21 protein-coding genes and 1 riboswitch are annotated in these 23,839 nt (G+C 70.4%); of the genes, 5 read left to right on the top strand and 16 right to left on the bottom strand.

The window, feature by feature from the left end; translation table 11 throughout:
- From G6045_RS04180 to G6045_RS04170, 3 genes are all read left to right on the top strand, one after another.
- On the top strand, positions 1-845 hold an 845-nt coding region (locus G6045_RS04180), incomplete at its 5' end, for a pentapeptide repeat-containing protein (RefSeq protein WP_206343234.1).
- A gap of 64 nt (positions 846-909) precedes the next feature.
- Positions 910-2,091: a glutamate dehydrogenase gene (locus G6045_RS04175; RefSeq protein ID WP_165330399.1), complete on the top strand. Its 1,182-nt coding sequence runs from the start codon at positions 910-912 to the stop codon at positions 2,089-2,091.
- Between the two features lie 43 nt (positions 2,092-2,134).
- Positions 2,135-2,755 (top strand): TetR/AcrR family transcriptional regulator, encoded by a 621-nt coding sequence (locus G6045_RS04170; protein WP_328707648.1) that lies wholly within the window; start codon positions 2,135-2,137, stop codon positions 2,753-2,755.
- A gap of 66 nt (positions 2,756-2,821) precedes the next feature.
- Here the strand turns inward: G6045_RS04170 and G6045_RS04165 are convergent, their stop codons facing one another.
- Entirely contained in the window at positions 2,822-3,586 is a 765-nt protein-coding gene (locus G6045_RS04165; protein WP_165330398.1) for an SIMPL domain-containing protein, read from the bottom strand.
- 313 nt (positions 3,587-3,899) lie between these two features.
- Here G6045_RS04165 and G6045_RS04160 point away from each other — a divergent pair, with 313 nt between their 5' ends.
- The gene (locus G6045_RS04160) at positions 3,900-4,271 is read left to right on the top strand and encodes an STAS domain-containing protein (protein ID WP_165330397.1); all 372 of its coding nucleotides are present in this window, start codon (positions 3,900-3,902) and stop codon (positions 4,269-4,271) included.
- A gap of 28 nt (positions 4,272-4,299) precedes the next feature.
- On the opposite strand, the gene G6045_RS04155 is transcribed toward G6045_RS04160, so the two are convergent.
- The 3 genes from G6045_RS04155 to G6045_RS04145 all read right to left on the bottom strand — a co-directional run bounded on the left by G6045_RS04155 (position 4,300) and on the right by G6045_RS04145 (position 8,745).
- A complete protein-coding gene (locus tag G6045_RS04155; RefSeq protein ID WP_165330396.1) occupies positions 4,300-5,124 on the bottom strand; it encodes an SGNH/GDSL hydrolase family protein in 825 nt (274 codons plus the stop codon).
- A gap of 178 nt (positions 5,125-5,302) precedes the next feature.
- The gene (locus G6045_RS04150; RefSeq protein WP_165330395.1) at positions 5,303-6,211 is read right to left on the bottom strand and encodes a M23 family metallopeptidase; all 909 of its coding nucleotides are present in this window, start codon (positions 6,209-6,211) and stop codon (positions 5,303-5,305) included.
- A gap of 3 nt (positions 6,212-6,214) precedes the next feature.
- Positions 6,215-6,379, bottom strand: a riboswitch (cyclic di-AMP (ydaO/yuaA leader).
- 275 nt (positions 6,380-6,654) lie between these two features.
- Positions 6,655-8,745, bottom strand: coding sequence for an alpha-galactosidase (locus G6045_RS04145; RefSeq protein WP_165330394.1), 2,091 nt, complete (start codon positions 8,743-8,745; stop codon positions 6,655-6,657).
- Between the two features lie 250 nt (positions 8,746-8,995).
- On the opposite strand from G6045_RS04145, the gene G6045_RS04140 reads away from it, so the two are divergent.
- The gene (locus G6045_RS04140) at positions 8,996-9,793 is read left to right on the top strand and encodes a tyrosine-protein phosphatase (RefSeq protein WP_165330393.1); all 798 of its coding nucleotides are present in this window, start codon (positions 8,996-8,998) and stop codon (positions 9,791-9,793) included.
- A gap of 35 nt (positions 9,794-9,828) precedes the next feature.
- Here G6045_RS04140 and G6045_RS42320 read toward each other — a convergent pair whose 3' ends face one another.
- The 12 genes from G6045_RS42320 to hpnC all read right to left on the bottom strand — a co-directional run bounded on the left by G6045_RS42320 (position 9,829) and on the right by hpnC (position 23,685).
- Positions 9,829-10,053: a DUF6126 family protein gene (locus G6045_RS42320; RefSeq protein WP_235967531.1), complete on the bottom strand. Its 225-nt coding sequence runs from the start codon at positions 10,051-10,053 to the stop codon at positions 9,829-9,831.
- A complete protein-coding gene (locus G6045_RS04130) occupies positions 10,050-10,700 on the bottom strand; it encodes a helix-turn-helix domain-containing protein (protein WP_165330392.1) in 651 nt (216 codons plus the stop codon). The genes G6045_RS42320 and G6045_RS04130 overlap by 4 nt, the downstream gene beginning before the upstream one ends.
- A 67-nt stretch (positions 10,701-10,767) precedes the next feature.
- Positions 10,768-12,213, bottom strand: a complete 1,446-nt coding sequence (locus G6045_RS04125; RefSeq protein ID WP_235967530.1) for an aspartate aminotransferase family protein — start codon at positions 12,211-12,213, stop codon at positions 10,768-10,770.
- On the bottom strand, positions 12,210-14,099 hold the full coding sequence (gene dxs, locus G6045_RS04120) for a 1-deoxy-D-xylulose-5-phosphate synthase (protein ID WP_165330391.1): 1,890 nt from the start codon (positions 14,097-14,099) through the stop codon (positions 12,210-12,212). Before dxs ends, G6045_RS04125 begins: the two co-directional genes overlap by 4 nt.
- 79 nt (positions 14,100-14,178) lie before the next feature.
- Entirely contained in the window at positions 14,179-15,333 is a 1,155-nt protein-coding gene (gene ispG, locus G6045_RS04115) for a flavodoxin-dependent (E)-4-hydroxy-3-methylbut-2-enyl-diphosphate synthase (protein ID WP_165330408.1), read from the bottom strand.
- A 4-nt stretch (positions 15,334-15,337) separates the two neighbouring features.
- Positions 15,338-16,360 carry an adenosyl-hopene transferase HpnH gene (gene hpnH, locus G6045_RS04110; RefSeq protein ID WP_165330390.1) on the bottom strand — a complete coding sequence of 341 codons (1,023 nt, stop codon included), beginning with the start codon at positions 16,358-16,360 and terminating at the stop codon, positions 15,338-15,340.
- A gap of 5 nt (positions 16,361-16,365) precedes the next feature.
- On the bottom strand, positions 16,366-17,010 hold the full coding sequence (locus G6045_RS04105) for a phosphorylase family protein (RefSeq protein WP_165330389.1): 645 nt from the start codon (positions 17,008-17,010) through the stop codon (positions 16,366-16,368).
- The gene (shc, locus tag G6045_RS04100) at positions 17,010-18,977 is read right to left on the bottom strand and encodes a squalene--hopene cyclase (RefSeq protein ID WP_165330388.1); all 1,968 of its coding nucleotides are present in this window, start codon (positions 18,975-18,977) and stop codon (positions 17,010-17,012) included. The genes G6045_RS04105 and shc overlap by 1 nt, the downstream gene beginning before the upstream one ends.
- 143 nt (positions 18,978-19,120) lie before the next feature.
- The gene (locus G6045_RS04095) at positions 19,121-20,242 is read right to left on the bottom strand and encodes a polyprenyl synthetase family protein (protein WP_165330387.1); all 1,122 of its coding nucleotides are present in this window, start codon (positions 20,240-20,242) and stop codon (positions 19,121-19,123) included.
- Positions 20,239-21,639: a hydroxysqualene dehydroxylase HpnE gene (gene hpnE / locus G6045_RS04090; protein ID WP_165330386.1), complete on the bottom strand. Its 1,401-nt coding sequence runs from the start codon at positions 21,637-21,639 to the stop codon at positions 20,239-20,241. The genes G6045_RS04095 and hpnE overlap by 4 nt, the downstream gene beginning before the upstream one ends.
- 181 nt (positions 21,640-21,820) lie before the next feature.
- Positions 21,821-22,774, bottom strand: coding sequence for a presqualene diphosphate synthase HpnD (gene hpnD, locus G6045_RS04085; RefSeq protein ID WP_165330385.1), 954 nt, complete (start codon positions 22,772-22,774; stop codon positions 21,821-21,823).
- Complete coding sequence (hpnC, locus tag G6045_RS04080) at positions 22,771-23,685, bottom strand: squalene synthase HpnC (RefSeq protein ID WP_165330384.1); 915 nt, start codon at positions 23,683-23,685, stop codon at positions 22,771-22,773. Before hpnC ends, hpnD begins: the two co-directional genes overlap by 4 nt.
- Between the last annotated feature and the right edge of the window lie 154 nt (positions 23,686-23,839).

Genomic DNA, 23,839 nt, shown 5'->3' with positions numbered 1-23,839 from the left:
CCTCCGCACCGTCCCCGACCGGCCACTCCCCGCACTCCCCCGACCTCAGAGCCGACTGCGCCAACTGCTTCGCGCTCTGCTGCGTGGCCCTCCCCTTCGCCAAGTCCAGCGACTTCGCGGTGAACAAGGCGGCCGGCACCCCCTGCAAGAACCTCGAGCAGGACTACCGCTGCGGCATCCACACCCACCTGCGCACCAAGGGCTTCACCGGCTGCACCGTCTTCGACTGCTTCGGCGCCGGGCAGAAGGTCAGCCAGGTGACCTTCGCCGGCGAGGACTGGCGCACCTCGAAGCAGGCCGCCCGGCAGATGTTCGCGGTCTTCCCGGTCGTCCGGCAGCTGCAGGAACTGCTCCGCCACCTCGCCGAGGCCCTCACGCTCGAAGCCGCCCTGCCCATGCGCCAGGAGCTGCTCACCTCGTACGAGGGGGTGGACGCCCTCACCCGCAAGGACGCCGACACCCTGCTCGCCGCCGACGTCCCGGCCCTTCGGCACGAGGTCAACGCCCTGCTTCTGCGCGCCGGCGACCTCCACCGCGCCCAGGCACCCGGCCGGCCCCGCAACCACCGCGGCGCCGACCTCTTCGCCGGGCGCTTCGCCCAGGCCGATCTGCGCGGCGCCGGCCTGCGCGGCGCGGTGCTCGTCGCCGCCGACCTCAAGGGCGCCGACCTGCGCTGGGCGGACCTGATCGGCGCGGATCTGCGCGATGCGGATCTCTCGGGCGCGGACCTGCGCGACACGGTGTACCTCACCCAGTCCCAGCTGGACGCGGCCAAGGGCGACGCCCGGACCCAGCTGCCCGAGGGGCTGCACCACCCGTCGCACTGGGTACCCGGCCAGCGTTGACATGTCCGCGGACGCCTCCCGATACTGAACGGCCGATCAGTAGCCGCTCCCCCACGGAGGCACGATGCCCCACACCCCGCTGCTCACCCTCACGTGGACCGACCACGTCACCGGACACCGGGGTCACTTGGTCGTGGACCGGCTGGTGCGCGGGGTCAGCAGCGGCGGACTGAGAATGCGCGCGGGCTGCACCCTCGACGAAGTGGCCGGCCTGGCGCGCGGGATGTCCATGAAGGAAGCCCTGCACTACCGGCCCGGCGCCCGGTACATCCCGCTCGGCGGCGCCAAGGGCGGCATCGACTGCGACCCGCGCTCCCCCGAGGCGAACGGCGTGCTCGTCCGCTATCTGCAGGCGATGCGCCCGTATGTGGAGAGTTTCTGGACCACGGGCGAGGACCTCGGCCTCACCCAGGACGTGGTCGACAAGGCGATGACGGAGGCCGGTCTGGTCTCGTCGATCCAGGCCGTCTACCCGCTGCTCGACGACGAGACCGCGGCGCGGCAGCGGCTCGCGGACGCCTTCGCGCTGCGGGTGGACGGCATCGGCCTCGACGAGCTCGTCGGCGGCTGCGGGGTCGCCGAGTCCGCCCTCGCCGCCCTGGACCGCGCGGGAATCCCGTATACGGGGACCCGGGTCGCCGTGCAGGGGCTCGGCACGATGGGCGGCGCGACCGCCCGCTTCCTCGACCGGGCCGGCCTGAAGGTGGTCGCGGTGGCCGACATCAGGGGGACCGTCACCAACCCGGACGGCCTCGACGTCGAAGCGCTGCTCGCCGCGCGCGACGCGTACGGCGCCGTCGACCGCGCCGCCCTGCGCCCGGCCGACCGTCAACTGCCCGGCGACGCCTGGCTGTCGGTGGACGCGGACCTCCTCGTCCCCGCCGCCGTCTCGTACGCGATCGACGCGCACAACCAGACACGGATCACGGCCCGGTGGATCGTCGAAGCGGCCAATATGCCGGTCCTGCCCGAGGCCGAGCGGCTGCTCGCCGAGCGCGGGACCACCGTGCTGCCCGATGTCGTGGTCAACTCCGGTACCAACGCCTGGTGGTGGTGGACGCTCTTCGGGGACATCGACGCCGACGCCGACGAGGCCTTCGCGTACACCCGACGTGCGCTGCGCGACCTGGTGGACGAGACCCTCGAACGGGCCGCCGCGGACGGCGTGACCCCGCGCTCGGCCGCGCACGCGCTCGCCGAGGAGCGGCTGGCCGAGATCGCGCGGCGCTACGGCCACCACCGCTGACCCCGGCCCGTCCGGGCCGGTGATCGCCAACTAGGGTGAGCTGGTGGCCAGGGTCCGGTTGAGTGTGGAGGAGCGGCGCGAGGAATTGTTGCGCGCCGCCGTCGAGCAGATCGAGCAGCGCGGTGTCTCCGCTGTCCGGATCGCCGATGTGGCCGCCTCACTCGGGGTCAGCAACGCCCTTGTCCTGTACCACTTCTCGACCAAGGAGAAGCTGGTCGCCGCGGCGTTCGCGTACGCCGCCGAGGGCGATCTCGCCCATCTGCACAAGCTCCTGGGCCGTCGCACCACGGCGCTTCGCCGGCTGCGCGCCGCGATCCGGTGGTACGCGCCGACCGGCAGCGCCAAGGGCTGGCGGCTGTGGATCGAGGGCTGGGCCGCGGGTCTGCGCGAGCCTGTGCTGCGCAAGGTGACACGGGATCTCGACCAGCAGTGGAAGGGCGCGCTCGCCGAGGTCATCGGCGAAGGCGTCGCGGCGGGCGAGTTCCGCTGCCCGGATCCGGCCGCCACCGCACTGCGCCTGACCGCGCTGCTCGACGGCCTCGCCGTGCAGAACACCGCGTACGGCGCCGGCCCGTCGCGCACGACCATCCTGACCTGGGTGGACGAGGCGCTGGCGCGTGAACTGGGGCTTGCCCGGGAGGCGTTGACACGGAACGCGCGCTGAACGCGGCGGCCCGGCGGACACGCGAGTCCACCGGGCCGTATGTCTGTTGCGAGCTCAACCGGCGGCTCAGCGCAGCTCGTACACCTCGGTCACCGTGATCCGGTCCTCGATCTCGCCGGGCGCGACCGGCACACCTTCCTTGTCGAACTGCACCGCCGGAAGCGCCACCGGCCGCGGCATCCCGCTGTCGCCCTCGTTCACGGACACGAGCCGCCCCAGCTTCATGCCGCTGAGCTCGGCGTACTGGGCCGCCTTGGCGTGTGCGTCCCTGTGCGCCGCCGTACGGGCCCGCTCGCGCAGCCTGCGGGTGTCGGCGACATCGAAGGCCACCGAGTGGATCCGCCCCGCGTCGCCGGCGGCGTCCATGACCTTCTGCAGCACGGAGCCGGCCCTGTCGATGTCGCGGACGCGCACCGAGAAGACCTGTCCGGCCTGGTAGCCGGTGACCTTGCTGGCACCGTTCGGCTCGTGCTGGGTGACGGCCGAGACGTTGAGGCTCTCGGTGCGGACGTCCTTCTCCGCGATGCCCGCCTCGCGCACGGCGGCGAGCATCGCGTCGGCCGCCTTGTTCTGCGCGGCGAGCGCCTGCTGTGCGGTCTTCGCGGTGCTCTCGACGCCGATGTGCAGGATGGCGATGTCGGGCGCCGCCGTGGACTGCCCGTCACCGGTCACGGTCACGAGAGTGGGCGCGGGGGCGGGAGCGCTGTGCGGTGCGGGGGCGGCCGGCTCCGCGGCGAGTGCGGGGACCGCGCCCGCCGTGAGCATGCCGCCCGCGAGGACGGCTGCCGCGGCGGCACGGACGACGAGCGGGGACGGAGTGCGTACGGCCATGGGGTGAGGTCCTCCGGATCGGGGGTGCGGTGCGCCCGGGCGGGGCGGCCCGGGCGCGCGGACATCCCAGCACCGACGGCCCGCCCTGCCGCTGCGCCACTCCCGGCGGGACCGCCCTGTCACCTCACCGGTCCAGCCGGAAATCACCCGCCACGCACCCGCGGACGTCAAGCAGGACCCTCCAAATTCACGCCATCGAGTGACAGCACTCCGGCGCACGACCCCGACTTCATGCACGGCGCTTAGATTCGGCGCCGGACACCCCGGCCCCCGGTGTCGACCGAGCTGCGACAGCAGACGACCTGGGGGAAAGGTGTTTCCCGAAGCTCAACAGTCCGCGCCCCTGATGCGGCGCGATGGCGAGCGGCTCACCGTGGAGCTGCACGGCGAGCTGGATGTGGCCATGGTCTTGGACATCGAGGACCCGCTGCTCCAGGAGCTTCGCCTGCCGACGGCCGAACTCGTCCTCGACATCCGCCTGTTGACCTTCGTCGACTGCAGCGGGATCGCCCTGATCGAACGGCTGCGGGCGCGCCTCGACCTGACCGACGGCCGTATGGTCCTGATCTGCACCGACCCGTTCGTGCTGCGCATCCTCACGTACCTGGGCGTACCCGACTCCATCCCCGTCCTGGCCAGCCCTCCGTACGACTCGTACCGGGCGCAGCCGTCGGCCGACGGGTGACCGCGCGGACGAGGGGTGAGCGGGGAGATCAGCCGACGGGTGCCTTCAGGGGCAGCAGTTCCGGCCGCTTCGCCGAGACATGGTCACCCGAGGACTCACCTCGAAGGCGGCGCCCGATCCACGGCACCAGGTACTCGCGCGCCCACTGGATGTCGTCACGGCGCACCGCGAGCGCGGTGCGCGGCGGCAGCTCGGGCCAGGCCTGGTCGGGGTCGGCGGGGATCTCCAGGCCGAGCACCTGGGCGGCGCGCAGCGCGACACGGGTGTGGCCCTCGGGCGACAGATGCAGCCGGTCGCCGTCCCAGGCGCGCCGGTCCTGCACCGAGCGCAGCGACCACAGATCGAGCACCGGGCACTCATAGCGGTCGGCGATGGCCCGTACATGCGCGGTGTACGTGGCGATCTTCCCGCGCAGATGCCGGAGCACCGGCACGTCACGGGTGTCGAAGCCGGTGGTCACGACGACCGTGCCGACGGCGGCGGTCAGATCGGCGACGGCCCGCTCGAAGCGTTCGGCGACATCGTCCGGGTCGGTGCCGGGGCGGATGATGTCGTTGCCGCCGGCGCAGAAGGAGACCAGCTCGGGCGCGAGCTCCTTGGCGCGCGGCACCTGGTCCTCGACGATCTGGTCGAGCAGCTTTCCGCGGACCGCCAGGTTGGCGTAGCGGAAGCTGTGCTCGGGGTGGCGGTCGGCGAGCAGCACGGCGAGCCGGTCCGCCCAGCCGACGAAGGCACCGTCGGGGCCAGGGTCTCCGACGCCTTCGGTGAAGCTGTCGCCGATGGCCACATAGGAGGCGAAAACCGCCGGGTTCACGGCGGTGAGGGCTGCGGGTGTCGTCGAATCGTCTGCCACGTCGGCATCTTTCACCCCGTTACGTGACCTACGCCACCGTAGGTACCTCTTGACGGCTGGTGAGATAGGACACTCGTAAAGTCTCGTCCAACCTGGAATACGCCCCAGAATCCCAAATGCCCGGTATCCGGGGCCTCATGGGCCCCGGATACCGGGCGGGGACTTCAGTGACCGGGCGTCAGAGCGATACGCCGTGCGAGCGCAGGTACGCCACCGGGTCCACGTCCGAGCCGTAGCCCGGGCCGGTGCGGACCTCGAAGTGCAGGTGCGGTCCGCTGGAGTTGCCGGTCGAGCCGACGAGGCCGATCTGCGTACCGCCCGCGACGCTCTGGCCGGTGGACACCGACAGCTGCGACATATGGGCGTACTGCGAGTAGCGGCCGTCGGCGTGCTGGATGACGACCTCGTTGCCGTACGAGCCGCTCCAGCCGGCGGAGACGACGGTGCCCTCGCCGATGGCCTTGACCGGGGTGCCCGTGGCGGCCGCGAAGTCGGTGCCGGTGTGGTAGCCGCTGGACCACATGGAGCCCGCGGTGCGGTACTGGGTGGAGACCCCGGCGGCGACCGGCGCGGTGAACCCGGAGGTGGTGGCGGCGGCCTGCTCGGCCTTGGGCGCGGGGGCCTCGGCGGCCGGGGCTTCGGCCGTCCCGGCGTCGCTCCGCGCGGAGGACTTCGAGGCGTCCGCCGGCACCTCCTTCGCCGTGCCGGTGGCTCCGGCGGCGGCCTGGACCGCGGCACCGACCTTGAGCTTCGCGCCGGGCACGATCAGGCACGGGTCGTCGCCGATGACCTTCTTGTTCGCTGCGTACAGCGGCTTCCAGCCGCCCTCGATGCCGAGGTCGTCGGCTATCGCGGAGAGCGAGTCGCCGGTGACGACGGTGTAGGTCTTGTCGGCCGACTCGGCCTTCTTGACCGGCACGCTCTTCACGGGGGCGCTGGCCACCGCCGCGGTCTGCGGCGTGGCGGCCTGGGCGCCGGTCGCACCGAGCAGCGGAAGGGCGAGGGCGGCGCCGCCCGTGCCGGCGACGGCGAACGAGCGGGTGAGACGGGCGGACTTGGGACGGCGGTGCTTACCCTTCGCGGGCATGGCGCATTCCTTCTCCGTCGCCTGCGAGGTGAGCTGTCGGGTTAGGACTGGAGATGTCCCGTCGCACAAGGCGACTTCACCCCAAGCCGCTCCGGTGGGACCGGAAACGGCGTCTTACCGTTGGGTCCCCCGCTCCTGCCGTGCACGGGTGTGGGGCGAATTCCGGTGGCGGCAGGATTGGGCGTCCACCGGGTTGTCGGTGACCGTAAGGGAGCGGTGAGGCGGAAAACAAACATCTCAATTCCCTTGGACCACACAGGAGCTGATCCATTCCGGGAATTACCGTCACCCTGCGTGGATAAAGGATCTTTACCATCCGCATACTCAGCGGAATTCACCGACGGAGATCGCCACACACCGTCACGGATATGATCCCGCTCACGCCCGGAACGCCACCACCCTTTACTTCAGGGCCAGTTACCCCTTAGGTACCGAATCGGGCATTAGGGGCGCACCCGACGGAACCGGTAGACACCGGCGTCGAAGTCCCCTTTGAGTCCGGTGCGCAGTCCGTGGTGCAGCAGTACCGAGCCCCGGTGCACCTCGTCCGTCCCGAGGAGTTCGTACGAGGCGTCGGCGGCGATCCCGTGCAGGCGCACCCGCGCCACGGGCTCTCCGTACCGCTGGGCCTGCAGCCACGCCAGGACGACGACCTCGTCCCCGCGTACGTACTGCACCGCGCTCAGTCCGCCCCGTGGGGCGCGCAGCCGGTGCAGCTCGCCGAGCTGGACGGTGTCCCGGATCTCCTTGTAGAGCGCGACCCATGAGCGCGCCTCGTCGAGCTCCTGCCGCGTCCAGGCAGCGAGGTCGCCGCCGACTCCGAGCACCCCCGCCATCGCACTGACGAAGCGGAATCGGAGCGAGCTGACGCGTCCGTTCAGCTGCACGTTCGGGCTGTCGGTGACCCAGGCGGCCATGACCCGCGCCGGGTGGACGTGAGTGAATCCGTGCTGGATGCCGAGCCGGTCGAGGGGGTCGGTGTTGTCCGAGGTCCACACCTGGTCGGTGCGGCTCAGCACACCCAGATCGATACGGCCGCCGCCCCCTGAACAGGATTCGAAGGCGACCCCGGGATGGGTCGCGCGCAGTCGGTCGAGCAGCCGGTAAAAGGCATGCACATGCTCATTCCAGAGCTTCTGCGGATAGGCCTCGCCCGGCCAGCCGGCATCGGTGAAACACCGGTTGAAGTCCCACTTCACATAGTCGATCGGCGCCGAGGAAAGCAGCGTGTGCAGCTGCTCCCACAGATACTCCTGGACGTCTTCGCGTGCCAGATTGAGCACCAGCTGGTGACGGAATTCGGTGCGCGTACGACCGGGATGGTGCTGCACCCAGTCGGGATGCGACCGATACAGATCGCTGTCGGCGTTCACCATTTCCGGCTCGACCCAGATGCCGAACTGCATACCGAGTGCGTGCACGTCATCGGCCAGGGGCTTCAGACCGCCGGGGAAACGGTCCGGGTTGGGGGCCCAGTCGCCGAGCCCGGCCCGGTCGCCGACCCGCGCCCCGAACCACGCGTCGTCCACGACGAACAGTTCCACGCCCATCTCGGCCGCGCGGCGGGCGAGTTCGAGCTGCTGCGGCGCGGAGATGTCGAACCCGGTGGCCTCCCAGGAGTTGAAAAGGACGGGCCGCACCCGGTCCGCGTCCGGGATCACATGCTCCATCTGATACGCGTGCCAGGCCCGGCTCGCCCCGCCGAAGCCGCCGTCACTCCACAGCCCGGCGAACACCGGCGTACGCCAGGACCGCCCGGGTGCGAGGAGCACCTGGCCCGAGTCGTCGTGTCCGGTGCCGCCGGTGAGCTGCACCAGGCCGCGGGGCAGCTTCTGCACGGCGATCCGCCAGGCGCCCGACCACCCCAGCGCACAGCTGTAGACCTCGCCCTGCTCCTCCCCCGCCCCGTCGGCGTCGAGCGCCACCCACGGCAGATACTGATGCCCGGTGTGCCCCCGCCGGCTGCCGATCACATGCTCCCCGTACGCGAGCGGCACCTGCTCGATCCGCGACTCGGCCGCCCAGCGGCCGTGCAGCTGGGTGAGCCGCCAGGCGTCACGCTCGGGCAGCGTCCAGGCCGCCGAGTCGGCCCGCAGTATCTCGACCGCGGGCCCCTCGCCTTCATGGACGAGTTCGACGTCGCGCTCGACGACATCGCCCCGCATCGCGTACCGCAGGGTGATGCGCAGCCCGTGCACGTCGTCCGTGAAGCCGAGCTTCAGCACCCCGTCGTCCTGCACGGCCTGGGCGAACCGCCATTCGGTCCCGCGTACTTCAGGAGTGCGAACCGACAGGGCTGGCCGTACGAACCGCGGCCCGCCCTCGACCGGATACTCCTCGCGTCCGTCGAGCGGTGACTCGAACCCGCTTGCGGCGGGCTCGGGTTGGACCGCGAGCGCCTCGGCGTCGGCGAGGGCGATGCGAGGCCCCCAGTGAAGATGGAGCAGTTCGTCGCGCTCCGTCAGCATCAGCGCGTAACTGCTCGTGGGGCCCGAGAGCAGCCAGATCCGTCCGTCTCCGCCGACCTCGATCATCGGGCCCCCACCATTGGTCACCACATTCCGACAGGTACGCGCAGGTGCGCACATCATCCGCGCCCGGCGCGCTCCGCCGCAATGGCCCGGCACCCGTCGTTCGCATGGAGTTCGCCCGTACCGACTGGCCAGAATGTGCGGGCGGGCGCAGATGATTGCCCCAGGAATCCATGTCGTATCGTCGAATGCGCGTGCACCTGATGCGCAGCCGTCGGCAGTCCTGCCGGCGACCACAGTGGGAGGAGCCCCCGTGACGCAGCAGATCCCGTCGACAGAGCCCGAACTCGCCGGGGTACGCAACTTCCGCGACGTGGGCGGCCTGCCGACCACGGACGGCAGGCGGGTACGCCACGGTGTGCTGTTCCGCAGCGGTCATCTCGCCCATGCCACCGAGTCGGACGCCCAGTTCCTCACGTCGCTCGGTCTGCACACGATCTTCGACTTCCGCAACGCGGCCGACCAGAAGCTCGAGGGCGCCGATGTCGAGCTGCCCGGTGTGCGCAATCTGAACCTGCCGCTGACGGACCCGGCGGACGGCGCCGAGTTCTGGCAGATGGTCCGCGACGGACATGTCGACGAGCTCCGGGGGATCCTCGGCGACGGCAAGGCCGCCGCGCGGATGTCCACCACGTACCGCGTCATCGTCCGTGAGCGCACCGCCGATCACGCGCGGGTCCTAGCCGAGCTCGCCGAGGACAGCGTGCCGGCACTCATGCACTGCGCCGCGGGCAAGGACCGCGCGGGTCTGTCGATCGCGGTGACGCTGCTTGCGATCGGCGTCGAGCGCGAGGCGATCGTCACGGACTACCTGGAGTCCAACGCCAAGCACCGCCGCTACAAGGTGCGCCGCTCGAGCGATGCCCCCGAGGCCTGGTCGGCCGAGGTGATGGAGCTGCTCAGCCCGCTCTTCGACGCGCGCGCCGAGTATCTGGAGGCGGCGTTCGACGAGATGGAGAAGCTCTGGGGCTCCGTCGACCGCTATCTGGAGGAGGGCCTGGGCGCCACGGCCGAGGTCCGCGAGAAGCTGCGGTCGAAGCTGCTCGACTGATCTGCGGTACGTGCACGCAGTCTCGGAGGCCGGACCTACTGGTTCCGGCCTCCGAGCACGAACAGCAGGTACACGAAGAACGCGAAGAAGTGCCCGGCGATCAGATACACGAACAGCCTGATCACCAGGCCGCGCGGAAACTTGTCCTCGATGAACCGGCGCGCACCGCCTGGCGATTCGGAAGTCGTCCCACCAGCGGGTTCGTGTGCCGCCCCGCCACCCGATTCGCGTGTCGTCCCCTCACCCGTTTCGGATGTCATCGCCGGACCTCTTTCGTGTACGCGCCGAGGCAGAGCGCCTCGACCGGGCTCTGCAACAGGGTGTGGACGAAGAGGAGTTCGGCCCCTTCCAGGCCGTCGGCCGCGATGCGGTGCGGTGTGGCCGAGTCGAAGTGGGCGCTGTCGCCGGGCTCCAGGACGTACGCGGTGTCGGCGAGGCGTAGCCGCAGCCGGCCGGTCAGGACGTACAGCCACTCCTCGCCGGGGTGCACGCGCACGATGTCGCCCTGCGCGCCGTACGGCACCTGGACGCGCAGCGCCTGCATCCCGCGCCCGGACGCACCGGCCTGGCGGTAGGTCCAGCCGCCGGCCACGCTCGGCTCCGCTTCGGCGGCCCTGAGCACGGACTGACGCTCGGCGGGGGTCTCGCCGAGCAGCTCGGAGACCGTCGTACCGTAGACGCGTGCCAGCGTGAGCAGCATCGGCAGGGACGGCTGGCGGTGCCCGGTCTCGAGCCGGGACAGATGCGCGGGCGAAAGCCCGGCGGTCACGGCGGCCGCTTCGAGCGTGAGCGCGGCGCGGCGGCGCAGCGCCCGCAGCTGGGGCGCGACACCGAGCAGCGCGTCGGGCCCCGACGGCGCGGGGCCGGTAGTGGGCTGCTGCGGTGTCGCCGGGTCGGCAGGACTCATACCGCCGATTCAGCCAGACCCTTGCCTCAGCGGCAAATCTTTTGCCTCTGAGGCAAAAGTCACGGCCTCACCGGTTGGCGACCGCCTGCTTCACCAAGGTCTTCCCGAAGTCCCACATCAGCGTTCCCCCGCTGTGCGCATCGTCCATCACGGCGGTGAACGCCTCGACGAAGCGGTCCACCTCGCGCTCCCCGATGGTGAGCGGCGGAATCAGCTTGATGACCTCCAGATGATCCCCGGAGACCTGGGTGAGGATCCGGTGCTTCTGCAGCAGCGGCACCACGACCATCTGCGCGAACAGCCCCTTGCGCGCGACCTGGAGTGCCGCCCAACGGCTGCGCAGCTTGAGCGAGTTGGGCCGGCCGAACTCGATGCCGATCATCAGCCCACGGCCGCGTACGTCATGAAGCAGCTCGTAGCGGTCCACGAGCGCCGCGAGCCGTGACTTCAGGAGCTCACCGCTGGCCCGCGCGTTGGCCACGATCTGCTCGTCCTCCATGACCGACAGGACCGCGAGGCCCGCCGCCATGGCCTGGGCGTTGGAGCCGAAGCTCGCCGAGTGGACCAGGACCCGGTCCATCGACGAGTAGACCTTCTTGAAGATCCAGTCCTTGCCGATCGTGGCGCCGACCGGGACATAGCCGCCGGAGAGCGCCTTGGCCACGCAGATCAGGTCCGGTTCGACGCCTTCCTCGTGCTGGTAGGCGTAGAAGTCGCCGGTCCTGCCGAGGCCCGTCTGGACTTCGTCGGCGATGAGCAGTGCCTTGTGCTTGTGCAGCAGCTCCTGGGCGGCGCGCAGATAGCCGGGCGGCGCCTCGAGGACCCCCTTGCCCTGGATCGGCTCCACGATCAGTCCGGCGACGTCTCCCTTCTTCAACTCCCTTGCCAGCGCGTCGAGATCACCGAGTTCGACGGCGGTGTCCGGGAGCAGCGGTGCGAAGCCGTCCCGGAAACCCGACTCGCCGTTGACGGAGAGCGAGCCGGTGGTCAGGCCGTGGAAGGCGTGCGGGCAGTAGAGGATCCGGGGCTTCCCGGTCGCGTAACGGGCGAACTTCAGCGCGGTCTCGACCGCCTCCGTACCGCTGTTGCCGAAGAACACCCGGTCCAGATGCGGCGAGTGCGTGAGCAGCTTCTCCGCGAGCAGACCGGGCAGCGGCTGGCAGTCGAAGCGGGTGAGGTCGGCGAGCGAGGCGTCGAGTACGTCGTGCAGCGCCTTGCGGACGACGGGGTGGTGGCGGCCGAGCCCCATCACCCCGAAACCGGCGAGCATGTCCAGGTAGTCCTGGCCCTCGGCATCCCAGAAGTACGCGCCCTCGGCCCGCTCGTACACCTTGTCGAAGCCGATGGTGTGCAGCATCCGCGGCAGCTGGTGGTTGAGGTGGCGGCTGTGCAGCTCGTACCGTTCGGCGCCCCGCTCGGCCAGGAGTCCGCCCAGGTCGAAGCCCTTCCCGGCCTCGCCCGTGACCTCGACCGTGGCGTCGCCGGCGACCTCGCCCGTGACCTCGTCCGTCATCCTTCGTGTCCTTCTTTCTGCTTACGGTCCCAGGTGGCCCCGATCCGCCCCGCGATGTCCACGGCGGTGAGCCCCAGGTCGGCGAGGACCTCGCCCCGCTTGGCGTGCGCGAGGAACTGGTCCGGAATGCCGAAGCTCCGTACCGGAAGATCCACCTCGGCGTCCTGCAGCGCCTGGGTGACGGCCGAACCCACCCCGGACGCACGGCTGTTGTCCTCGACGACGGCCAGCATCCGGTGCGTGGAGGCCAGTTCGGGCAGCGCGAGATCGACCGGCTTGATCCACCGCGGATCGACGACGGTGCAGCCGATGCCGCGGCCTTCGAGGAGTTCCGCCGCCTTGAGGCAGACCGGCGCCATCACACCGACCGCGACGAGCAGGACGTCCTGCGACGGACCCCGGTGCAGTACGTCCATGCCGCCCACCCGGTCGAGCGCCGGGATCTCGGGGCCGACCGACTCCTTCGGGAAGCGCACCAGGGTCGGTGCGTCGTCCACGTCGACCGCTTCCTTGAGCTGGGCCCGCAGCTGCTGTGCGTCACGCGGTGCGGCGATCCTGAGTCCCGGCACGACCTGGAGGACCGACATGTCCCACATGCCGTTGTGGGAGGCGCCGTCGGCGCCCGTGACGCCGGCCCGGTCGAGCACGAAGGTGACTCCGCACTTGTGCAGCGCGACATCCATCAGGAGCTGGTCGAAGGCCCGGTTGAGGAAGGTGGCGTAGATGGCGACGACCGGGTGCAGGCCCCCGGTGGCCAGACCGGCCGCGGACACGGCCGCGTGCTGTTCGGCGATGCCCACGTCCCAGACGCGGTCCGGGAACCGCTCGGCGAACGCGCCGAGGCCGACCGGGTGCAGCATGGCCGCCGTGATCGCCACGACGTCGGGCCGCTCCTCTCCGATCCGGACGATCTCGTCGCCGAACACCGAGGTCCAGGAAGGCCCGTTGGACGGTGCGAGCGGCTCGCAGGTCAGCGGGTCCATCACCCCGACCGTATGGAAGTGGTCCTCCTCGTGCGCGAGCGCCGGCTCGTATCCGCGGCCCTTCTCGGTGAGGCAGTGCACAAGGACCGGACCGTGGAACCGCTTGGCCCGGCTCAGCGCCGACTCGACGGCCGCGATGTCGTGCCCGTCGATCGGACCCACGTATTTCAGGCCCAGATCCTCGAACATGCCCTGCGGAGCGAAGGCGTCCTTGAAGCCCTTCTTCGCCCCGTGCAGCGACTCGTACAGCGGCTGCCCGATCACCGGGGTGTGCTGAAGTACTTCCTTGCCCCAGGCCAGGAAGCGCTCGTAGCCGTCCGTCGTGCGCAGGGTCGCGAGGTGGTTGGCGAGGCCGCCGATGGTGGGCGCGTAGGAGCGTTCGTTGTCGTTGACGACGATGATCAGCGGCCGGTCCTTGGCGGCGGCGATGTTGTTCAGCGCCTCCCAGGCCATCCCGCCGGTCAGCGCCCCGTCGCCGATGACCGCGACGACATGGCCGCCGTCGCCCCGTACCTGAGCCGCCTTGGCGAGACCGTCCGCCCAGCCGAGGGCGGTGGAGGCATGACTGTTCTCCACGATGTCGTGCTCGGACTCGTCCCGCGACGGATAGCCGGACAGACCGCCCTTGCCGCGCAGCTTGGAGAAGTCCTGCCGGCCGGTGAGCAGCTTGTGCACATAACTCTGGTGGCCGGTGTCCCAGACCAGCCGGTCCACGGGAGAGTCGAAGACCCGGTGGAGCGCGATCGACAGCTCCACCACACCCAGATTGGGACCAAGATGGCCCCCGGTGCGGGCCACCGCGTGGACCAGGAACTCCCTGATCTCCTCGGCCAGTTCGGCCAGTTCCTCCTCGGCCAGCGCTTTGACATCGCGCGGCCCCCGAATCGTCTCCAGGATCGTCACGCCGGGCCCCCTCTCGGTCGGTGCCTCAACTCGCGCTCGACTGCTTGCCTTTCAAGGACGGGCTTTCAGGTACGGGCTGTCAGGAGACGGTCACGGCGGGTTCCCCGGACTCCACGCCGTCCTTCTCCATCTGTTCGGCGATCTTCATGGCCTCGTCGATCAGCGTCTCGACGATCTTCGACTCGGGTACGGTCCTGACCACCTCGCCCTTGACGAAGATCTGCCCCTTGCCGTTGCCGGACGCGACGCCGAGGTCCGCCTCCCGCGCCTCGCCCGGACCGTTCACGACACAGCCCATGACGGCCACGCGCAGCGGGACCTCCATGCCGTCGAGCCCGGCGGCCACCTCGTCGGCCAGCTTGTAGACGTCGACCTGGGCGCGGCCGCAGGACGGGCAGGAGACGATCTCGAGGCGGCGCTGCTTGAGTCCGAGGGACTGAAGGATCTGCAGGCCCACCTTGACCTCCTCGGCAGGGGGCGCCGACAGCGAGACCCGGATGGTGTCACCGATGCCTTCGGACAGCAACGCACCGAACGCGACGGCCGACTTGATCGTCCCCTGGAAGGCGGGACCGGCCTCCGTGACCCCGAGATGCAGCGGATAGTCGCAGGCGGCGGCGAGCTGCCGGTACGCCTGGATCATCACGACCGGGTCGTTGTGCTTGACCGAGATCTTGATGTCGCGGAACCCGTGCTCCTCGAAGAGCGAGGCCTCCCACAGGGCCGACTCCACCAGCGCCTCGGGGGTCGCCTTGCCGTACTTCTTCAGCAGGCGCGCGTCCAGCGAACCGGCGTTGACACCGATACGGATCGGAGTGCCGGCCGCGGCGGCGGCCTGCGCGATCTCGCGCACCTTGTCGTCGAACTGCTTGATGTTCCCGGGGTTCACACGGACCGCCGCACAGCCCGCGTCGATCGCCGCGAACACGTACTTCGGCTGGAAGTGGATGTCCGCGATCACCGGGATCTGCGACTTGCGCGCGATGGTCGCGAGCGCGTCCGCGTCGTCCTGCGTGGGGCAGGCGACGCGGACGATCTCACAGCCGGACGCGGTCAGTTCGGCGATCTGCTGGAGCGTCGCGCCGATATCCGAGGTCCGTGTGGTCGTCATCGACTGCACGGACACCGGCGCGTCCCCGCCGACGGCCACCGGACCGACCTGGATCTGCCGCGACCGGCGCCGCTCGACGAGCTGCGCCGGCACGGACGGCATCCCGAGCGCCACGGGCTCCATCACGTCACCCGCGGTTCCCGGAGACGGTCTCGCGCATCGCCCGCAGCGACTCCTTGAGGGAGCCCATGGTGGCGAGGACGGCGGTCGGCTCGTAGCCGCAGTGCGCCATGCAGTTGGCGCAGCGCGGGTCCTTGCCGCGGCCGTACTTGTCCCAGTCCGTCTCCTCGATGAGCTTCTTGTACGTGGTGACGTACCCGTCGCTCATCAGGTAGCAGGGCCGCTGCCAGCCGAACAGGGAGTAGTTCGGGATGGCCCAGGCCGTGCACGGGAAGTCGACCTTGCCCTCGAGGAAGTCGAGGAACAGCGGCGAGTGGTTGAGCCGCCAGCGCCGCCGGTTGCCGCCGGCGAAGGCCTTCTTGAACAGTTCACGGGTCTGCTCCACGCCGAGGAAGTGCTCCTGGTCGGGCGCCTTCTCATAGGCGTACGCGGGAGACAGCATCATCTCGTCGACCTCGAGGTCGTCATTGAGGAAGTTGAGCACCTCGATGATGGTCTGCGGGGTGTCCGTGTTGAAGAAGGTCGAGTTGGTGGTCACACGGAAGCCGCGCCTCTTGGCCTCCTTGATGGCCGCCACCGCCTCGTCGAACACCCCCTCCTTCGCAACGGATTCATCGTGCCGCTCCCGCATTCCGTCGATGTGCACGGCGAAAGCGAAATAGGGAGAGGGCTTGAATTTGTCCATCTTCTTACGGAGCAGCATCGCGTTGGTGCAGAGGAAGACGTACTTCTTCTTCGCCACCAACTGCCGCACGATCTCGTCGATCTGCGGGTGCATCAGCGGTTCGCCGCCGGCGATCGACACCATCGGCGCACCGGATTCGAGCACCGCACCCACGGCCTGCGCCACGGGCATCCGCTGCTTGAGCACGCCGGCCGGGTGCTGGATCTTGCCGCAGCCCTCACAGGCGAGATTGCACGCGTACAACGGCTCGAGCTCCACGATCAGCGGGAACTTCTCCCGCTTACGGAGTTTCTGCTCGGCAAGATATGTCGCGACCTTGATGGACTGTCGAAGGGGCATGGCCATCTGGCTCACCTCCGGGGGAGCAGCAAAGAACGGTGCCATTCATAGAAAGCGGGAAGTACCGAACGAAGAACGCGGAAAGCTGATATTCCACCGCGCACCGTGCTGATACGGACCAGTTCATGTTCCGGGGCGTCCACGACCACCCGGACGGCCGCAACGGGGTGCGAGCCCCCGGCGCGGGCGGTGTGCAGGGTCGCGGCGGACTCCATGTCCACCGCGATCGAGCCCTTGGCGAGCAGCTCGGCGCGTTCGTGTCCGCGCACGACATGGGCGGATCCGGTGAGCGGACCGGTGTGCACGGTCCGTCCGGGTACCGCCTTGACCAGCTCCTTGACCAGCAGCTCCGTCCCTTCGCAGGGGGTGCTGCCGCGCTCGTCGACCGTGTGCTCGGCGACGACCAGATCGCCCGGGTGCATTCCGGGCGCGAGCCCCGCGCAGAAGCCGGTGGCGATCACGGCCGCGCCTTGCAGGCGCCGATCGGCGAGCGTGCGGCCGACCGCGCGCTCGGCGGCCTTCGGTCCCATACCGGTGCGCAGTACGGTGACCGGCCCGGCGGCTCCGCTGCGGTCGCCGCTGCGCAGGGCCAGTTTCTCGATGCCCAGCGCGCAGGCGATGAGCAGCGGGGGCACCGGTTCATGCGTGGTGCTCATCAACCCCCCTCGTGCCCTTGGCCGCCCAGATAACGACCGAGCGCGGTGAGCGGGAACACCTGCCGGTACAGGTGGTAGTTGATCGAGAAGTCCCAGGGGAAGCCGGTGCCGGTGAAGTACGGCTCGTCCCAGCTCCCGTCCGCCCGCTGCGTCTCGGCCAGCCACGCGACGCCGCGCTCCACGGCCTTGGAGTCCCGCTCCCCCGCCGCGAGCAGCGCGAGCAGCGCCCAGGCGGTCTGCGACGGGGTGGACTCGCCTCGTGCGACCCAGGACTCGTCCACGTACGAACGCAGGTCCTCGCCCCAGCCGCCGTCGTCGTTCTGCACCGACTCGAGCCAGTCCACGGCCCTGCGGATCGCCGGATGTGCGGCGGGCAGTCCGGCGGCCACCAGGGCGGGCACCACGGACCCGGTGCCGTACAGGTAGTTGACGCCCCAGCGTCCGAACCAGGCCCCGCCGGCCTCCTGTTCGGCGAGCAGCCAGGTGATGCCGCGCCGGGTGCGCGGATCGTGCGCCTTGCCCTCGCCCGCGAGGAACTCGACGACATGGGCGGTGACATCGGCGGACGGCGGGTCGATGACCTCACCGAAGTCGCAGAACGGCAGCCGGTTCGGGAACGGACTGGTGTTGTCCACGTCGAACGCGGCCCACGCACCGTTCTTGGACTGCATCCCGTACGTCCAGGTCGTGGCCCGCTTCACCGCGGCGTCCACCCGCGCGGGGTCGGGGTGCTGGACACGGCGCAGCGCGAGCGCGACCTCGGCGGTGTCGTCGATGTCCGGATAGTTGTCGTTGTGGAACTCGAACGCCCAGCCGCCGGGCTCCAGTTGGGGCCTGCGCACCGACCAGTCACCGGGGCGTGCGATCTCCTCGACCAGCATCCAGTCGGCGGCCTTCACCAGGGCCGGATGGTCGGCGGGCAGCCCCGCGTCGGCCAGGGCGATGACGGCCAGGCACGTGTCCCATACGGGCGACTGGCAGGCCTCGATCATCCGTGCGCCGTCCTCGCGCCACACCGCGAACCGGTCGAGGGACGCCAAACCCTCGCGCAGGACCGGGTGGTCGAGGTCGTAGCCGAGCAGATGCAGGGCGATCACGGAGTACACGGCGGGCGGCTGGATCCCGCCCCAGCAGCCGTCGTTCTCCTGCCGCTCGACGATCCACCGGCCGGCCGAGCGCATCGCCATCCGCCGCAGCCCCGGCACGGCCACCTTGTGATACGTGTGCAGCACCTTGTCGAGCCGCTGGAACGCCCCGTCCCAACTGGCCGCAGGGGCAAGGGGCTTGTACGGGTTGGGATCGCGGGCGTCGGTGTGCAGCTCGTCGAGCGCGAACGGCGCGGGCCGCACGGGCCGCTTGGCCGAGACGATGGTGAGCGGCACGATCGTCTGCCGCGCCCAGCAGCCGAAGTCGTAGATGTTGAGCGGGAACCACTTCGGGAAGTAGATGAGCTCCGGCGGCAGTTGCGGCAGGTCGTCCCACTTCCACCAGCCGAACAGCGCCAGCCAGATCCGCGTGAACACCCGCGCGGAGGCGATCCCGCCCTCGGCGCGGATCCACGCGGAGGCCTTCGCCATGTGCTCGGCCTCGGGATCGTCACCGGCGAGCCGCAGCGCGACATAGGCCTCGACCGTGGTGGACAGCTCACCGGGTCCGCCGTAGAAGGTGGCCCACGTCCCGTCCGCGCGCTGCTCGCCCCGGATGAACAACGCGGAGGCCTGCGTGGTCTTCTCGTCCCGGATGCCCAGGAACTGACGAAGCAGCAGGTCCTCGGCGTCCATCGTCACATTGGTCTCGAGATCGCCCTTCCACCACCCCTCGTCGTCCTGGTGGTCGAGCAGATACTCGATCGCGCGCTGATTGGCCTGCCGCGCCCCGTCGAGCGCGGCGGGCGTGCGGACGGATTCGCTGGCCGCGGGAGCGTCGGGCGGGATCGCCCCGGCGCTTCCGTCGGTCGTCGCTGTCATGGCTTCCCCTTACGTGCAGTGTCGACTTCTGCTGTGCTGGGGTTCGCCGTCGGCCGATGCCTTGACCGCTGGGTCAGTGCACCGGCCGGCGACTGCGAGTCATATGAGGCTGAGAGGATCTGCGCTGCGCTTGTCGATGGCGATCATCTCTTCCGTACGACGACGAAATCGGCGAGCGCCGCGAGCTGGGCCCTGACCCGCTCCGGCATGGCGACACTCTCGATCGCCTGGAGGGCGATCGTGTGCTGCCTGCGGGCCTCCGCGGCGGTCCACTCGCGTCCGCCCGCCTTCTCGATGAGCGCGGCGCGGTGCGCGAACTCGGCCTCGGAGAAGTTCTCGAAGTCGTTCGCCTTGGCGTCGGCGGCGAGCAATTGCCCGAGCTCCTCGGACGCGGGCCCGCCGGCGGCGAGCGCGGCCACCACCGGCAGGGACTTCTTGCGCTGGCGCAGATCGCTCCAGGTCTGCTTGCCGGTGGACTCGGGGTCGCCCCAGATGCCGAGCAGGTCGTCGACGGCCTGGAAGGCGAGACCGAGGTGGTAGCCGTACTTCTCCAGGGTGTCGGCGGTCTCGTCGTCCGCGCCGCCGAGCACCGCGCCGATGGAGACGGCGCAGGCGAGCAGGGCGCCCGTCTTGTTGCCCTCCATCTCCAGGCACTCCTCGACGGTGACCCGCTCGCGGTGCTCGTACGAGATGTCCTGGGCCTGGCCGTCGATCAGCGCCCGGGTCGCGGCCGTCAGACGGCGCGTGGCGCGGCCGGCCTCGACGGTGTCGAGTTCGAGCAGCACTTCGTTGGCCAGCGCGAACAGCGCGTCGCCGACGAGGATGGCCTGCGCCGGACCGTGCACCTTCCACACGGTGTCGCGGTGGCGGCGCTGTTCGTCGCCGTCCATCAGGTCGTCGTGCAGGAGCGAGAAGTTGTGCACCAGCTCGACGGCGACCGCGCCGGGGACGCCCACCTCCGGCGCCGCTCCCGCCGCCTCCGCGGAGAGCAGCGCGAGCGCGGGACGTACCGCCTTGCCGCCGTCGCCGTCGGAGGGCCGGCCCTCGGCATCGATCCAGCCGAAGTGGTACGCGGCGACCGTGTCCATCGGCGGCGCGAGCCGGTCGACGGCGGCGCGCAGCACCGGCGTGGCCAACGTCCGGCCACGCTCGAGCAGCGCCGTCACATCGGCGGCGTCCCCCTGACCGTGGTCGGCGGCCGTTGCGGCCGAAGGCTCAGTCGGCACTGTCTCTCCTCTTGTTCCGGTGGTGGTGCTGGTACTCATGCCGCCTCCTCGAACAGATGGTCCTGGGGGCGGCCGAGTGTGCCGAGTGCGGCGCGTGCGGCCGCTGCGCCGCTGCGGACGGCGCTCTCCATGGTCGCGGGCCACCCGGTGGCGGTCCACGCGCCGGCCAGGTACAGGCCGGGAGCTCTGGTGCGCGGTCCTGGCCGCAGCCGGCCCACGCCCGGCGTGGGGGCGAAGGTGGCGGTGCGCTCGCGTGTCACGAAGAAGTCGCGCACCCCGGCGCCGCGGGCGGCCGGCAACAGCCGCTCCAGCTCCGGCAGATACCTTGCGCGCAGCTCGGCCACGGGTGCGTCGATCTCGTTCTGCGCGATGGACTGCGAGACGGCGAGGTACTGACCGCCGCCGTCGAGCCCGGAGGCCTCCGTGCGGTCGAACACCCACTGCACAGGGGTGCCGAGCGCGGCGAAGAAGGGCTGCTTGAGCACCTTGCGGTCGTAGATCACATGCAGATTGAGGATCGGCGCGGTGCCGATCTCGAGGAGCTGGTCCTTGGCGTCGAGCGCGCCGTCGGGCAGCAGTTCATGCGCCTCGCGCTGCGGTACGGCGAGGACGATCGTTTCCGCGTCGATCTCCTCGCTGTCGGTACGCACGCGCCAAACTCCCTCGCCCGTACGGGAGATGCCCGCGACCTTGGCGCGCAGCTCCGTGCGTACACCGGACTTGTCGAGCGCCTCACGGGCGAGCCGGTCGTGCAGGTCGCCGAGCGGGACGTGGGCCCAGCCGATGTCCGCGGCGCCGGGTTCGGAGAGCAGCCCGGTCTTGAACACCATGGCGGCGAGGCCGAGCGAGGAGTCCCCGGCGACCGCGTTCAGCGTGGCGATGCCGACCAGGTCCCACAGCGCCTCGATGGCGCGCGCGGACTGCCCGTGGCGGGCCAGCCAGCTGCCGAAGTCCTCGTCGTCGAGGGCGGGGTCGGCGAGGTCGAGCGCCTTGAGCGCGAGGGCGGCGCGGCCGACCTTGGCGCGCTCGGCGAGCGAGAGATGCGGATACGTGGCGAGGCTGCGGGCCAGATGCAGCGGTACGGGAAGGCCTGCGCGCCGCAGCCGGCCGAGCCGGGGCCTGGGCGTCGCGACATCGAGCACCGGTACGTCGAGCCGGTCCTGCAGCGGCGCGAGCGCGGCGCCGTCGACGCGGTCGAGGAACCAGCGGTAGGCCGTGCAGCACCGCAAGTAGACGTGCTGGCCGTTGTCCACGGTGAGGTCGCCGCGCTGGAACGAGAAGGCGAGGCCGCCGAGGCGGGGCCGGCCTTCGAGCAGCGTGACGTCCAGGCCGGCGTCGGCGAGTCCGAGTGCCGCGGTGATGCCGGCGAGTCCGCCGCCGACCACCACGGCGGAGCGGCGCGCGGCGCCGTCGGCCTGCTCTTCCTGCGCGGTCATACGCCCTCCCCCGCGGCCTTGCCCGGGATGAACTCCTGGTGGGTCATCTCAGTCAGGGACGCCGATCGCCAGTGGAGGGTTGCTTGCCGCTTGGGGGGATTTGCCCGGGCATCGTAAGGGATGCGGGCATCGGTCGGGATGCTGAGGCACACCCCGTACAAACAGCGAGGAGCCCTCATGGTCACGCCCGCCTCCCGGCGGATGTGTGCCGGGCGATGCTGCGGGCGTCGAAACCGGAGAGGCCGCGGACCGCGACGTAGGCCTTTTCGCGTCCGGGCAGCGAGACCCGCCCGCGCAGAACGGCCTCGGGGTCGCGCTCGATGCGGTCGAGCAGACGGCGGTAGATGCCGGCCATCGCGGCCACGCAGGCGCCGCTGCGGCGGTCGAGCATCGGCAGCAGCCGGTAGCCCTCGGCGAACAGGGCGCGGGCGCGGCGCACTTCGAAGTGGACGAGCCCTGCGAAGTCCGAGCCGGCCGGCGGCTCGGCGGAGGCGAACCCGGCCGAGCAGCCGAACTTGGCGAGATCGTCGGCGGGAAGGTAGGTGCGGCCACCTTCGGCATCCTCGCGAACATCCCTGAGGATATTGGTGAGTTGGAGGGCCAGGCCCAGCGTGTCGGCGTACTCCGAGGCGCGTTCGGTGTGCCGCGCGCCGGGTGCGGTGCCGAACACGCCGAGCGAGAGGCGGCCGATCGCGCCGGCGACACAGCGGCAGTAGACCTTGAGGTCGTCCCAGGTCTCGTAGGTCTCGCCGCGGACGTCCATCAGGACGCCGTCGATCAGCTCGTCGAGCCCGTCGAGCGGGATCGGGAAGGCGCGTGCGGCATGGGCGAGCGCGACGCCCACCGGGTCGGTGTCGTCCTCGTCGACGCGGCCTTCGCGGATGCGGTCGAGGAGTTCACGGGTCTCTTCGAGACGGAGCTGCTTGACCTCGGGCGGCAGCGCACCGTCTCCGATGTCGTCGACGCGGCGCGAGAACGCGTAGAGCGCGGACATCGCGCGTCTCTTGGGCGTGGGCAGCAGCCGGATCCCGTAGGCGAAATTGCGCGCCTGCTGCCCGGTGACGGCCTCGCAGTAGCTGTACGCGGCGAGCACCGGGGCGCCCGCGGCGTTGTTCCCTTCCACGGCCTCGCTCACCCCTCTCCACGGTCGGGTCGCAGGACTGCGCCCATCTCACGAAGGAGCTGGGGCTTGGTGGGCTTGGGCGGTCCGGGGAGCACGTCGTACTCGGCGGCGGCGATGGCGCGCAGGGCCGCCCGTCCCCCTGCGACGAAGCCGGCGAGCAGGAGCTTGAGCCTGCCGTGGACGCTACCCACGAGCGGGGTGCCTTCATTCAGGAGGTCCCTGGCGCGTTCTGCTTCGTATGCGATCAGCGAGCGCACCGCGGCGCCCGCGTGCGGGCGTGCCAGGTCGGACTCCTGCACCGAGCAGCGCTTCATGTCCTGTGCGGGCAGATAGATCCGGTCGCGGGCCAGATCCTCGGAAACGTCCTGGAGATGTTCGACGATCTGCAGCGCGGTGCACACGGCGTCCGAGCGGCGGACGCGTTCCGGGGTCTCGGTGCCGGTGACGGCGAGGACCAGGCGGCCGACCGGATTGGCGGAGAGTTCGCAGTACGCGAGGAGGTCGTCGTACGTCTCGTAGCGGCTCACCAGCTGGTCCTGGCGGTTCGCGGCGATCAGGCCGAGGAACGGCTCGGGGGTCAGCGCGCGGCGGCGCACGGTGGGCTGCAGGCGCTGGAGCAGCGGATGGCCGGGGCGGCCGTCGAAGACCTTGCGCAGGTCCGTCTCGAAGGCGTCCAGCATGGCGACGCGGTCGTCGCTCCGCCCGGGGTCGAGGCCGAGGGCCAGGGCGTCGGCGCCGCCGGGGGCCAGGTCTCCGTCGCCGATGTCGTCGACGAGGCGGGCGAAGCCGTAGACCGCCATCAGGTCCTCGCGCCAGGCCTTGGGCAGAAAGAACGGGGCCACCGGAAAGTTCTCGTCGGCGGCCTTGTCGAGGGTCGACTGGACGGCAAAACGCTGTCGGAGCTGGGAGTTTTCCGTAGCCATGGCCGTCACTCTCCCGTTCTACACTGCCGACCCAATTCACCCTATTTCGGACACGCCGCCCGACTGATCCAGCTTACGTTGTACAGCGCCGGGCGGAATGCCGGGGTGTTCTGCACATCACAACAACGCACCTATTCGTGTCAACCTTCCTCAC

The sequence above is a fragment of the Streptomyces mesophilus genome (assembly GCF_011044995.1).
In the GTDB taxonomy this organism is placed as follows: Bacteria; Actinomycetota; Actinomycetes; order Streptomycetales; family Streptomycetaceae; genus Streptomyces; species Streptomyces mesophilus.
The sequence above is the reverse complement of the archived record's forward strand: the minus strand, read 5'-3'. Positions and strand labels throughout refer to the sequence as shown.

Excerpts from the sequence above, each read along its gene's own strand:
- G6045_RS04175 (WP_165330399.1), top strand. The coding sequence starts at position 910 with ATGCCCCACACCCCGCTGCTCACCCTCACGTGGACCGACCACGTCACC.
- hpnC (WP_165330384.1), bottom strand. The coding sequence starts at position 23,685 with ATGGCTACGGAAAACTCCCAGCTCCGACAGCGTTTTGCCGTCCAGTCG.
- G6045_RS04145 (WP_165330394.1), bottom strand. The coding sequence starts at position 8,745 with ATGATCGAGGTCGGCGGAGACGGACGGATCTGGCTGCTCTCGGGCCCC.
- G6045_RS04125 (WP_235967530.1), bottom strand. The coding sequence starts at position 12,213 with ATGACGGACGAGGTCACGGGCGAGGTCGCCGGCGACGCCACGGTCGAG.
- shc (WP_165330388.1), bottom strand. The coding sequence starts at position 18,977 with ATGACAGCGACGACCGACGGAAGCGCCGGGGCGATCCCGCCCGACGCT.
- ispG (WP_165330408.1), bottom strand. The coding sequence starts at position 15,333 with ATGGAGCCCGTGGCGCTCGGGATGCCGTCCGTGCCGGCGCAGCTCGTC.
- G6045_RS04165 (WP_165330398.1), bottom strand. The coding sequence starts at position 3,586 with ATGGCCGTACGCACTCCGTCCCCGCTCGTCGTCCGTGCCGCCGCGGCA.
- G6045_RS04150 (WP_165330395.1), bottom strand. The coding sequence starts at position 6,211 with ATGCCCGCGAAGGGTAAGCACCGCCGTCCCAAGTCCGCCCGTCTCACC.
- G6045_RS04105 (WP_165330389.1), bottom strand. The coding sequence starts at position 17,010 with ATGAGCACCACGCATGAACCGGTGCCCCCGCTGCTCATCGCCTGCGCG.
- hpnE (WP_165330386.1), bottom strand. The coding sequence starts at position 21,639 with ATGACCGCGCAGGAAGAGCAGGCCGACGGCGCCGCGCGCCGCTCCGCC.
- G6045_RS04130 (WP_165330392.1), bottom strand. The coding sequence starts at position 10,700 with ATGAGTCCTGCCGACCCGGCGACACCGCAGCAGCCCACTACCGGCCCC.
- G6045_RS04095 (WP_165330387.1), bottom strand. The coding sequence starts at position 20,242 with ATGAGTACCAGCACCACCACCGGAACAAGAGGAGAGACAGTGCCGACT.
- G6045_RS42320 (WP_235967531.1), bottom strand. The coding sequence starts at position 10,053 with ATGACATCCGAAACGGGTGAGGGGACGACACGCGAATCGGGTGGCGGG.
- hpnH (WP_165330390.1), bottom strand. The coding sequence starts at position 16,360 with ATGGCCATGCCCCTTCGACAGTCCATCAAGGTCGCGACATATCTTGCC.